Source organism: Paraclostridium dentum (assembly GCF_048568265.1).
Classification (GTDB): Bacteria; Bacillota; Clostridia; order Peptostreptococcales; family Peptostreptococcaceae; genus Paraclostridium; species Paraclostridium dentum.
This window is the reverse complement of record NZ_CP183815.1, coordinates 65916-78422: the sequence shown is the minus strand read 5'-3', so window position 1 is coordinate 78422 and position 12507 is coordinate 65916. Positions and strand designations below refer to the sequence as shown.

The following is a 12507-nucleotide window of genomic DNA, read 5'->3' as shown; positions in this document are numbered from 1 at the left end:
ATACAATGGTTAATCTATTTTCGATGTAGTAAAATAAATTGTAAAGATTAAAACTAACTAAAAATTAAGTATATAAGGATTTGTAAAATATGATGAAAATAAATAGCATATCAATATTTGATAATATAAAACCAGAAAGTAAAGAACAGTTAGAGAAGATAATGACAAGTTTTCAGGTACAAAGAAAAGAAACTTTATTCCTAGAAAAAGAATTTATTGATAATTTGTATTTTATAGAAAAAGGAAAAGTATCTATATACAAAATAAATGAAAATGGTGAGAGAAAAGTAATATTCATATTTAAAAACGGTGATGTAATAAATGATCTTTCCTTAGATCAAGAAAAAAACACTATTTTTGCTTGTGAAATATTTGAAAAGTCAACTATATTGAAGTGCCCTACGTCTGAATTCATAAAAATAATGGAAAATGACTTTAATTTAATGAAAAATCTATTGGCTCATACTCAAAATATTAATAGAAGGCTATACAGACAACTAAAAAACTCTTCTTCTCTAAATATAGATAAAAAACTTGCAGCAAAATTATATAGAATGGGAAAAGAGTTTGGATTAGAACAAGGCGAATGGACACTTATTAAAGCAAACATAAGTATTACATATATAGCAGAAATGCTTGGGTGTAAAAGAGAAAGTTTATCAAGAACAATGAAACAATTGCAAGACTATGGATTAGTCAAAATTGTAAATAAAAATATTTATATAAAAAAAGAAGATTTGTCTAAATACTTTAAAGGCAATTAATAGAGAATGCATATAACAATGTAATTAATGTTATGTGTATTTTTTTTGTAAATTCGATAAAAAGATGTCAATATTGTTATATATATCACAGACATTCAAAAAATCGTATGCTACTATATCTTTAATAAAATATAGGAGGAGAGATTATGAAGATAAAATTGAATAGAGCAAACTTCGATAAAGGTCTTAAATTATTGAAATCGGAATATAAAATTTTTGCGCCTGTAACTACCCCTTTTAAAGGAGTTTACTCTGATACAGATTTAACTAAATATGAGGAAATAAGTAGTATAGATGATATTGAGTTTAATAAAAAATCTAACTTTTCACCAAAAGAAATTATACTACCTATAACTCAAACATTATTTTATTTTACAGAAAAAGAATATAAAACTAGTGATATAGATGATAAAAAATTGATTATATTTTTAAGAGCTTGTGATATAAATGGAGTAAAAAGATTAGATGAGATTTACCTTAATAACGGTATTGAAAAAGATTATTTTTATGAAAGATTAAGAGAAAAAGTAAAATTTGTTTTAATTGGGTGTAAAGAAAGTTTTAGAAATTGTTTTTGTGTAAGTATGGGGTCTAACAAAACTGATAATTACTCAATGGCATTAAATATAGATAATGATGAAATTTACTTGGATATAAAAGATGAAGATTTAAATATATTTAGTGGTGAAGATACTGAGTTTGAAATTAACTACGTCGAGGAAAATCTTATCTCTTTGCAATTGCCTAAGAATATAAATCCGATAGAACTATCAAAACATGAAATGTGGGATGAGTATGATTCTAGATGTATAGGATGTGGACGCTGCAATTTTGTCTGTCCAACTTGTACTTGCTTTACTATGCAAGATATATACTACAAAGAAAATAAAAATGTAGGAGAAAGAAGAAGGGTATGGGCGTCTTGTCAGGTAGATGGATACACAGATATGGCAGGTGGTCATTCTTTTAGAAAAAAACAAGGTGAAAGAATGAGATTTAAAGTGATGCATAAGATATACGACTTTGATAAAAGATTTGGATACCAAATGTGCGTAGGATGTGGAAGATGCGATGATGCATGTCCACAATATATATCTTTTTCGCAATGCGTAGAAAAAATAAAAGGCATAGTAGATATCAATGAGGAGGTAAAGTAGATGAATCCATACATACCAGTTAATTCAAAGATTATAGATATAATTAAACATACAGATATAGAATGGACATTTAGAGTTTCTAGTAAAACCGAAGGAGTCTTACCAGGAAAGTTTTATGAAATTTCAATTCCTAAATTGGGAGAAAGTCCAATATCAGTATCAGGATACGGAAAAGATTATATAGATTTTACTATAAGAAATGTAGGTAAGGTAACTAGTGAATTATTTAATTATACAGTTGGAGATAGCTTTTTTATAAGAGGACCTTATGGGAATGGATTTGATGTAAGTTTATACGAGGAAAGAGAAATTGTTATTGTAGCAGGAGGAAGTGGTCTAGCCCCTGTAAGAGGTATCGCAGAGCATTTTTACAACAATCCTGATAGATGTATAAGCTTTCAGTTAATAGTTGGATTTAAAAGCCCTCAAGATATATTATTCAAAGATGATTTAAATAAATGGAGTGAAAAACTAGACATATTGGTAACAGTAGATAATGCTGATAGTGATTATGATGGAAATATAGGATTAGTTACAAAGTATATTCCAGAGTTGAAAATAGATGATATAAATAACATGTCTGCAGTAGTTGTTGGACCCCCTATGATGATGAAATTTACAGTAGCAGAGTTTTTAAAAAGAAATCTATCTGAGCACAACATATGGGTATCTTACGAAAGAAAAATGTGCTGTGGTGTAGGTAAATGTGGACACTGTAAAATGGATGATACTTATATTTGTATAGATGGACCTGTATTTGATTATTCTTATGCAAAGAATTTAATAGATTAGGAGGTATAACTATGATAAGAGATTTAAATACTAAGAAAGTAATGAAAAATGCTTTTAGAATAACTAAAACTAAATATGAAACTTCTCTTAGAGTGAGAATACCAGGTGGAAGTGTAGATCCAGAAAGTTTGATGATAGTTTCTAAGATAGCTACAGAGTATGGAAATGGCGAAATACATATTACTACTAGACAAGGTTTTGAAATACTTGGTATAAAGATGGAAGATATGGAAGCAGTAAACAAACTTATACAACCAGTAATTGAAAAAATGGATATAAACCAGGCAGAAAAAGAAGAAGGATATCCAGCTGCAGGTACTAGAAATATATCTGCATGTATAGGAAACAAAGTCTGTCCAAAGGCTCAATATCACACAACAAACTTTGCTAAGAAAATAGAAAAAGCTATCTATCCAAATGATTTACACTTTAAGGTAGCGCTAACTGGCTGTCCAAATGACTGTATAAAGGCGAGAACTCATGACTTTGGAATAATAGGCATGACACTTCCTTTATATGAAAAAGAGAGATGTATATCATGTGGAGCTTGTGTTAAAAAATGTGAAAAACTATCCACTAAAGCTTTACGAATGGAAAACTATAAAATCGTAAGAGATCACGATAAATGCATAGGATGTGGAGAGTGTACTTTAAACTGTCCTACTTCAGCATGGACTAGAGATGAAAAAAAATACTACAGACTAGCAATCATGGGTAGAACAGGTAAGAAAAATCCAAGGCTAGCAGAAGATTTCTTATTGTGGGCAGATGAAGAATCTATAATAAAAATAATACTTAATACTTATAAATATGTAGATCAATATATAGCTAAAGATGCTTCCGGAGGAAAAGAGCATATAGGATATATAGTTGATAGAACAGGATTTATGGAATTTAAAAAGTGGGCATTAGAAGGTGTAAATTTAGATGATATAGTAAAAGTAAATGAAAATATTTACTGGAGTGGAATCAAATATTAACTTAAACTAGGGGGTAATTATGCATAACGAAACACTTGAAAAACTGACAGTCGCTGCTAAGAACAAAGTTAATTTATTAAATAGTAGTAGATTAAAATACATTGTATCATCAGCTTTTGCAGGCCTTTATGTTGGTATAGGAATATTATTAATTTTTACAATAGGTGGACTTTTAACATCAGCTAATTCTCCTATGACAAAAATTATGATGGGTGTATCATTCGCTATAGCATTAAGTTTAGTTGTAATGACTGATAGTGAACTATTTACAGGTAACAACATGGTAATGACAGCTGGTACGTTAAACAAAGGCACTAGTACTAAAGACTTACTCAGAGTATGGGCTTATAGTTTTGTAGGTAATTTGCTTGGATCTCTTTTGGTTGCTGGATTATTTGTAGGTACAGGACTTGTTAATAAAGGAACTGTAATGGAGTTTTTCGCTACAACATCCTTAGCCAAAGCATCACTTCCATTTATGGACCTTTTCTTTAGAGGAGTGCTTTGTAACATACTAGTATGCGTTGCTGTAATGTGCTCATTTAGAACAAATGATGATACTGCAAAGTTAATAATAATATTTATGTGTTTATTTGCTTTCATAACTAGTGGGTTTGAACATAGTGTAGCTAATATGACTATATTTGGGGTAGCATTATTTTCAAGTGCTATCAAAGGAGCTACTCTTATGGGCGCAATATATAATTTATTTGTAGTTACATTAGGAAACATAGCAGGTGGAGCACTAGTAATGGGTGCTGGTGCATATATATTGGGTAAAAAAGATTAAGCAATGAATAGGCTTTAGTAAGGCGTATTAGGTTAAAATAAAATTAGTAATAGAATAATAAAAGAGTATCTATTGAAATTGTTCAATAGATACTCTTTTTATTTTAAATTTGTTGTTATATAGCTAATTAACAACGTATTTATCTATATAAAATCTTATTGTTGATTTGCAACTTCTAACTCATCACTTAGTAATGCAGCTCCTACTGCTAGTACAAATGGAGCTATTATTAAACTTCCTAATAGTATTGTCATGTATAACTCCTCCTTTTTCTTATCTTTATTTGATAAGTTTATTATACATGTACAACTTTAAAATAGCCTGACATAAAGCTTAAATAAGCCTTACATTTTTGATAGGCTTTATTACATATATACAAATTTTGAGGATAGTTATATTTCAGTACCTAATTTATATATTTCAGTCCATTTTTAAATTAAAAGTTGTGATTTATGATATTCTATAATAAATTAATCTTAAAGTTTAAGTTCAGGAGGGTTATATATGTTAAATTATTCAAAAATTCAGTTTAGCTCAAATAAATACATATGGAAAACTTTAAAAGTTATTAACTTTTTTGATAGTCCAAAGTTTATATTGATATTAGCAAATATATCTAAAGTTTTTAGAAATATTATCTGGGCGTTATTAGGGTTTGCAGAACCTCCTATTACCCATAAATACAACATAAAAAATTATTAATCACAAAAAATATGAACGCAATAAATACATCAATTTCTTTAATCAATATATTTATTGCGTTCTGTAGCTATATGTATATGATAAATGATGACAAACCCCTTATGGAGAGGAGTATTAACTAAATCATATCTAGCTTATAAATATATCACTGCCAGATACAAATATATTATAACACCTATTGCTAACATGTTTTAATTTGAATATTTAATAGCACTTATTAAATATCTAAATACACAGCAGTAATATTTATAGATAAGTTAGCAGAAGTCATATATTAACATAAAAACAAACAATAATTTGATTTTTTATCAAATTAATTGTATTATTAAAACCTAAATAAAATTTTAGATTTTTAATAAAATACCAATGAAAAATGCCTCCAAACTATAAATTTAGTTATGGAGGTATTTTTTACACTTAAAGTAACTATGTTTAACTAATATTTATGGATAACATCTTGAGCATTATAATTTCGATGCTTTAGTGAAGTAAAAAATAACATTTTGAGCAACGGACGAAGTCGTTTGAGTAACGGACGAAGTCGTTTGAGTAACGGGACACGAGTTTACCGAGTGGACGTTGACGACATGAAATTTGAGCGACATGAGCGAAGCGAATTTTATATACTCATTGTAATTATTTTCCATTTAGATTATGTTATAATTTTATCATAAAATTTTTAAACTTGGGGGATTAAAATGTGTAGTGATATTAAGGTTATAAAAAAAGAAGTAAGGGACTTCTTGATAATTAACTTTAGCTTAATTACTTTTATATCTATTTTCATATTTATTCGCGCTGCAAAACCAAACAGTATTTCATTTTTATCAAGCTTTGCAGGATTATTTATGTACATTCCCGCATTTTCAGCAATTACAGTTTTAAATAGAAGTTCTTATTATACTTTTACCTCATCAATATATAGATTTTTTAATATCTTTTCTATTGCCACAATTACAAAGATAATTTTATGTATAATTGAATCTTTGTTTATAAACAACCTAAGGATCTCTTTTTTAGTAGATGTTCTAGTATCTTGTTATCTTATAACTAGCATTTTTATGAATTCATCTGATTTTGAAATTTTAAATTTATACTTTAATAAAAATTTTAAAAAAGTCGTATTTGTAATATTGATTTCTTTAGCAATAACTACAATTAGCAATTTATCACAATTAAAATATATGCAAATTAGTCCTATAAATATTTTACATTCAATTATGAGAGTTTTATTTATAGTAGGTTTAAATGTAGTCTTTGGATGTAATCTATTCTTTGGAGAGGAGTTTGGCTGGCGATACTTCTTACAACCTCGCTTACAAAATCTTTACGGAAAAAGATTAGGAGTTATTTTATTAGGTCCAATATGGGGAATTTGGCATTTACCTCTTTGTATAACTTTGTATAGCCCTGAAAGTCCAATATACTGTATTATTACTCATATAATTGCCTGTACTACCCTTGGAGTATTTTTAGGATATACTTACATGAAAACCGATAACCTCTGGGCTCCTATGCTAGTACATTTGTTAAATAACTCGATTGCACCTATAATTGGTAGTTCATACGGCAAAGTTTATACACTAAACACTCTTTTTTATGAAATTTTACTGTATTCAATAGTATTCTTACCATTTTTACTTACAAAAGAATATCGATTTAATAAAAAATTTTATATTGATAATTAACATATATGTTGAATTTTATAAAATAACACCCAACTCTAAAATTTAGACTTGGGTGTTATTTTAGCTCTATTATAATTAATACCTATAACTGTTCTTTCTTTAGTTTTATGTATTCTATTCTTTCTAACTTGTATTTAGTATCTTTTAAAACTGTTTTTTCTACTAATGGATCTTTTTTCAGATATTCATAAACTGCTTTAACAATAACTGTATTTAGATTATCTCCATCTCGTTCTGCCTTTAAATCAAGTTCTTTTTTTAAATCCATACTTACCGTTACCATAGTTCTTGTATTCGCTTTACTTACTGCCATTTTTACCTCCTAAAATCAATTTTTAAATATAGTGTAAATTTAAATACGTCTTTTAATTTATTTTAAAATAGTGTTATCACTTTAATAAGTAAATTTTATCATATGTTTATTATCTCAATCAATTTAAATATTAATATATATAGCTAAATTTAGTTATTTACATAATTATATTTAATACTTAAAAATTTAAAACTTACTATTTAATACAAAAGTGCAATCACTTTTTTTATAAAACAGGTTGAAAATAGAACATATGTTCTATATAATATTGCTATAGAATCTAATTTTGGAGGGGTTCAATGAAACAACTTTCTACTAATGAAAAACTAATTGTATTAGGGTATATAGAGGAGATGCTATATATATTTAATACTGTTTTAATTGAAGAATTTGAAGATGGGGAAGAACCAAATATTATTTGTAATGGTAGTAAATTTTTAAAAAGAGATTTTGAATCTTTAAAAATAAAAATTCAAAATTTATAGCATTAAAAAACAGATATTTTATGAAAGGTAGTGATTTATATTGATCAGTGAAATTATCAATATTGTTGGGAAAGAAGGTTCTTGGGCTTTACTTTCATTTGGATTGATACTTTACATACTAAAAGCTCAAGAAAAAAGGGATATCTTACAAGAACAAAGAGAAGAAAAATATCAAGAGATAATAGAAACTATGACATGTAAATTAGATATGCTGACTCGTCTTTCAGATGACATAACTGATATTAAGAGTAAGTTAGAAAACACAGTACACTAGTTGTTTACATATAAAAAAGGATTGCTATTAAAATTTAATAGCAATCCTTTTTCACTCACTCAATATTTCATATACTCCATAAATCCTTCAGCATCAACTAAATTTATATATTTGAGTAGAAATTTAAGAAAATCTTAAGATTTATAACCCTAAAATAATGTTAGTATTTATATTAGTTACCAAATTTAATTTTGAAGGGAGAAGTTTTAAATTTATGTATATGATTTACCCACTTCTTTGTGTGATAATACCTTGTTTTATATATCAAATAATTACTATAAAATCTAGAAAAATTAAAGATAAAGTAAACTTAATACCACATTTAATAAAAGTTTATGTTTTCTTACTTTATGTTTCTTTAGCAATTATCGTAGCTGGAATAGGAAGTATATGGGATATAGGTCAATTTGGAAATATAATCCGAATAGAAGAAATAAACTTAGTTCCATTTAGTTCATCAGGGGCTACTACATATATCTTAAATATTATAATGTTTATGCCTCTAGGTTTTTTACTTCCTTTTATTTGGAGTAAGTTTAGGAATCTTAGTAAAGTGTTTTGTGTTGGACTATGTTTTTCGTTAGCAATTGAATTTTGTCAACTATTTAATCATAGGGTTTCAGATATTGATGATTTAATGATGAACTCATTGGGAGCTGTTTTTGGATATTTAATATGGTTATGTGTAACTAAATTATTTAATTACATAATTAAGTTACCTATATTTGTGTCTATATCTAATACAGATAATCAAAGCAAATTTAGCTTATATATAAGTAAAAAATCTATATCTAAAAATGAAGCCGTTATGTACCTTTCATTAGCTATTTTAGGAGAATTCCTATTTTATAACTGGTCTTTTTTATACATATAATATTAAAAATTTATTTATTTTAGATATTATCTTTTAATTACAATCAAAAATCCTAATCAAGTATTAGCTATTGTTTATTTAGTAAGCATAAAAGTGTTTATTTTTTCACTCCAAATTAAAGCTATTTTATTCCTGATTTAAAATCATTTATATCTTAAATGTTAAAATAACTTTAAACATATTAAATTCATAAGGGGTGAATGGAATGCAAAAGAAAAAGTTTATAATATTAAGCTCACTTATACCAATTCTAATGCTACTCAATATAACGGTTTTTAAAGGCATTTTAATAGCTAATATACTAATAGCTTTAACTTTAGTGCTCATTTCTGGAAAACTAGTATCTGAAGTTATCAAGTTAAAAAATAGGAAGATCTAAATAAAAAAGTACTTACTGTAATAGTAATTACTTTTTTATTTCAAACTTAAATAATTCTATATATTATTATCTCTTAAACTGTTTTATAATAAATTTTTTAATTACAAATTTTCATACAAAATTATATAAATTCCCCCTATTATTTAAATGTTACAACTATGTTAATTACCTTGTTAACAATCAACAATACTAATTGAGTACATTTAAATAAATAATAATCGAAAATAATTTTAAATTTTTTGTAGAAGGAAATCGGAAAACTTTATCAAATACTTATATTGCAGGAATTCTTGCATTCATATGTTTCTTAACCCATTCATTTATCCTGCTTATTTGATTTCAAGAACTTTCAAATATACAATTCTAAAAAATTCACACAAACATTTGTTGTTATAATAACAACAAACGTGAATACAATTATACCAAAGGAGATGTTTAAGATGAAAAGCAATAACTTAGATCCATTAAATTCTAAACCTAACTTTAAGGGAATTTTGGGTGTTGCTTCAGTTTGGTTTGCCGCTCATGTAGGTGGGGGCTTTGCTACAGGTAATCAGACAATGAATTTCTTTGTTGAAGATGGATGGTACACATTCTGGATACCAATCCTAATTATCGGTATTATAGCTTTAGTTTATAGGGAAACAATGATTATGGCTAAGAATCATCAAGCTTATGACTATAGAACAATAGCTAAAAAACTTTATGAACCGTATGATAAGGTATTACCTATCGTATTTGAAATTTGTTATTTAATAATAGTTTTACTTGCTACAGGAGGTTCTATTGCCGGGGCAGCTGCATTATTTGCTGAATTTGGACTTAGCTACAACCTAGGGGTAGTGGTAACCGGACTAGTATTATTTATATTAACAATATTTGGTGCTAACCTAATTAGAAGTGCCTCTTCATTTATGACTATCATAATAGTCGTTTGTCTTACTCTAATATGTTACATAGGAATATCTGCAAACGCTGATAATTTCACTCAATTAGCAACAACTGGATATGCAACTTCATCAGTTTGGGAGGCATTATGGTCAGGTCTACAATATGCTGGATTCCAGGCTATAGTATGGTCAATAGTTGTAAGTGTCTGTCAACCTCTTAAAACAGATAAGGAAATCAATTTAACCACTATAATAGGGTTTGTATTAAACAGTGTAATGATCGTACTGAGTTGTATGATGTTATTTGCATGGCTTCCAGGAACTTCTGGAGAAACTCTTCCTATTCTTTATATTTGTAAGCAAATAGGTAAAGGATGGCTTATAGTATTGTACTCAATTGTACTTTTACTTGCATTCATATCTACTGGTATAGGATGTGTATTCGGTGCAATTGCAAGATTTGAAAATATTATTAAAATTCCAGCAAATATAACAGTCAGAAGAGGAGTTCTTTCTCTATGCTGTATGGTACTATCTATGGCTATATCTCTTTTCGGTCTTACAAACATAGTTAAGATTGGATACGGATATACTGGTATAATTGGTATTTTTGTTGTAATAATTCCAGTACTTACTGTTGGTCATATTAAAAATAAAAAATTCAAATTAAATCAACAAGCTCAAAATTCACAAGAAAATGTAATTGTAGAAGAGTAGAGTTAATTATAAATTATTTTGCAAGTTTATAGCTAATTGCTAAAAATAAATAAAAGGCCTTAGAATCTAGCTTATTAAGATTCTAAGGCCTTTTCTATTTTAAAATATAGAAAGTATTTTTACATGATTTTCCTCTATAAGATTTTTAAGGCACCTATTATCTATATTTAGTTTTTCTAGAATTTGTTCACTAGTATAAACATCTGGTAAAAAGTACTCATTTTTTAATATATGCTTTTGATTATTTATATCTTTTACAACGTATATATCATCTTTATGCATAAACTCAATATCACATTCTGTGTTTATAAAATCCATCCAAATATTTAATTCACTCATATATACAGCCCCTTAGATAGAATTATTTTAATATTCCCCTTAGATTCATAACTTCTTGAATTCTTTTTATAGACTTCATGTAAGTAGCAGTTCTCATGTCAACTGAATATTGTTTCATTGTATCCCATATCTCTTCAAATGCTGTTATCATTGTTTCTTTTTGTTTTAATTGAACTTTGTCAAAACTCCAAATTACTCTTTCTAAATTTTGTACCCATTCAAAGTAAGAAACTGTAACCCCACCACTATTTGCAAGTATATCTGGTATAACTACAACATCTTTTTCATATAAAATTTTATCTGCTTCAGGAGTAGTTGGTCCGTTTCCTCCTTCACATATAATTTTAGCTTTCACTTCATTTGCATTTTCTTGTGTAATTTGCTTTTCTAAAGCACAAGGGAAAAGTATATCTATGTCCATTGTTATTACACTTTGAGACACTTGTACAGCTCCTGGGAATCCTTTAATACATCTGTTTTCCCTATTATATTTAATAAGTTCTTTTACATCAATACCATCTTTATTGTATATACATCCTGTATGATCTTCTACAGCTATAATTTTCGCTCCAACTTCATACATATATTTTGCAGTATAGCTACCTACATTACCAAATCCTTGTATTCCTACAGTAGAACTATTTAAGTCCATATGCTTTTTCTTAGCGGCTTCAATAGCCATATTAGCTACTCCAAATCCTGTAGCCTCTGTTCTTGCTAATGATCCATAAAACTCTACTGGCTTACCTGTATACGCACCTGGTGAAAATTTACCTGTTGATTTTGTATGTTCATCTAACATCCATACCATAATTTCTCCATTTGTGTTAAGATCTGGAGCAGGAATATCTTCATATTCACCAACTATAGGTGCTATAGATTTAGCAAACCCTCTTGATATTCTTTCTAGCTCTGACTTTGAATAATCTCTAGGGTCGATATTAATTCCACCTTTTCCCCCTCCATAAGGTAATCCTACTACACTACATTTAAATGTCATCCAAGTAGATAAAGCTTTTACCTCATCTAAGCATACTGCAGGATGGAATCGTAACCCTCCTTTGAAAGGACCACAAGCATTATTATGTTGAGCTCTGTAACCTGTAAATAATTTTATACTTCCATCATCCATTGTTACTGCAAATGATACCTCTAAAACCCTCATAGGACTTTTTAAAACTTCATAAACAGATGAATCTAATTCTAACTTATCGCATGCGTTTTTAATTTGTGTTCTTGCAATTTCTAATAATCCAAAATTTTTAGTTTCCATAATAAGACCCCCTCGAAATATTAGAAAACGTTTTCTATTTATATATTATCATCTAATTCCATAGTTGGATAATTGCAATTATAAATGAAT

The 12507-nt window shown here is 27.8% G+C and carries 14 protein-coding genes; 11 read left to right on the top strand and 3 right to left on the bottom strand.

The window, feature by feature from the left end:
* Positions 1-89 precede the first annotated feature (89 nt).
* The 7 genes from ACN6I1_RS16495 to ACN6I1_RS16465 all read left to right on the top strand — a co-directional run bounded on the left by ACN6I1_RS16495 (position 90) and on the right by ACN6I1_RS16465 (position 6873).
* Complete coding sequence (locus tag ACN6I1_RS16495; protein ID WP_419743412.1) at positions 90-764, top strand: Crp/Fnr family transcriptional regulator; 675 nt, start codon at positions 90-92, stop codon at positions 762-764.
* Positions 765-910: 146 nt separating this feature from the next.
* On the top strand, positions 911-1921 hold the full coding sequence (asrA, locus tag ACN6I1_RS16490) for an anaerobic sulfite reductase subunit AsrA (RefSeq protein ID WP_419743411.1): 1011 nt from the start codon (positions 911-913) through the stop codon (positions 1919-1921).
* Positions 1922-2713, top strand: a complete 792-nt coding sequence (gene asrB / locus ACN6I1_RS16485; protein ID WP_053832577.1) for an anaerobic sulfite reductase subunit AsrB — start codon at positions 1922-1924, stop codon at positions 2711-2713.
* An 11-nt stretch (positions 2714-2724) separates the two neighbouring features.
* Positions 2725-3693, top strand: a complete 969-nt coding sequence (gene asrC / locus ACN6I1_RS16480; RefSeq protein WP_419743410.1) for a sulfite reductase subunit C — start codon at positions 2725-2727, stop codon at positions 3691-3693.
* A gap of 19 nt (positions 3694-3712) precedes the next feature.
* The gene (locus tag ACN6I1_RS16475; RefSeq protein WP_419743409.1) at positions 3713-4483 is read left to right on the top strand and encodes a formate/nitrite transporter family protein; all 771 of its coding nucleotides are present in this window, start codon (positions 3713-3715) and stop codon (positions 4481-4483) included.
* A gap of 504 nt (positions 4484-4987) precedes the next feature.
* Positions 4988-5185, top strand: a complete 198-nt coding sequence (locus ACN6I1_RS16470) for a hypothetical protein (protein WP_419743408.1) — start codon at positions 4988-4990, stop codon at positions 5183-5185.
* Between the two features lie 698 nt (positions 5186-5883).
* Positions 5884-6873, top strand: a complete 990-nt coding sequence (locus ACN6I1_RS16465) for a CPBP family intramembrane glutamic endopeptidase (protein WP_419743407.1) — start codon at positions 5884-5886, stop codon at positions 6871-6873.
* An 82-nt stretch (positions 6874-6955) separates the two neighbouring features.
* Here ACN6I1_RS16465 and ACN6I1_RS16460 read toward each other — a convergent pair whose 3' ends face one another.
* Positions 6956-7186: a hypothetical protein gene (locus ACN6I1_RS16460; RefSeq protein ID WP_419743406.1), complete on the bottom strand. Its 231-nt coding sequence runs from the start codon at positions 7184-7186 to the stop codon at positions 6956-6958.
* Between the two features lie 299 nt (positions 7187-7485).
* On the opposite strand from ACN6I1_RS16460, the gene ACN6I1_RS16455 reads away from it, so the two are divergent.
* The 4 genes from ACN6I1_RS16455 to ACN6I1_RS16440 all read left to right on the top strand — a co-directional run bounded on the left by ACN6I1_RS16455 (position 7486) and on the right by ACN6I1_RS16440 (position 10805).
* Entirely contained in the window at positions 7486-7671 is a 186-nt protein-coding gene (locus ACN6I1_RS16455; RefSeq protein WP_419743405.1) for a hypothetical protein, read from the top strand.
* A gap of 40 nt (positions 7672-7711) precedes the next feature.
* Positions 7712-7945 carry a BhlA/UviB family holin-like peptide gene (locus ACN6I1_RS16450; protein ID WP_021428764.1) on the top strand — a complete coding sequence of 78 codons (234 nt, stop codon included), beginning with the start codon at positions 7712-7714 and terminating at the stop codon, positions 7943-7945.
* A 214-nt stretch (positions 7946-8159) separates the two neighbouring features.
* Positions 8160-8819, top strand: coding sequence for a VanZ family protein (locus ACN6I1_RS16445; RefSeq protein WP_419743404.1), 660 nt, complete (start codon positions 8160-8162; stop codon positions 8817-8819).
* An 819-nt stretch (positions 8820-9638) separates the two neighbouring features.
* Complete coding sequence (locus tag ACN6I1_RS16440; protein ID WP_419743403.1) at positions 9639-10805, top strand: hypothetical protein; 1167 nt, start codon at positions 9639-9641, stop codon at positions 10803-10805.
* A gap of 99 nt (positions 10806-10904) precedes the next feature.
* On the opposite strand, the gene ACN6I1_RS16435 is transcribed toward ACN6I1_RS16440, so the two are convergent.
* Entirely contained in the window at positions 10905-11144 is a 240-nt protein-coding gene (locus ACN6I1_RS16435) for a hypothetical protein (RefSeq protein WP_419743402.1), read from the bottom strand.
* Between the two features lie 22 nt (positions 11145-11166).
* Entirely contained in the window at positions 11167-12417 is a 1251-nt protein-coding gene (locus ACN6I1_RS16430; RefSeq protein WP_419743523.1) for a Glu/Leu/Phe/Val family dehydrogenase, read from the bottom strand.
* Positions 12418-12507: the final 90 nt, after the last annotated feature.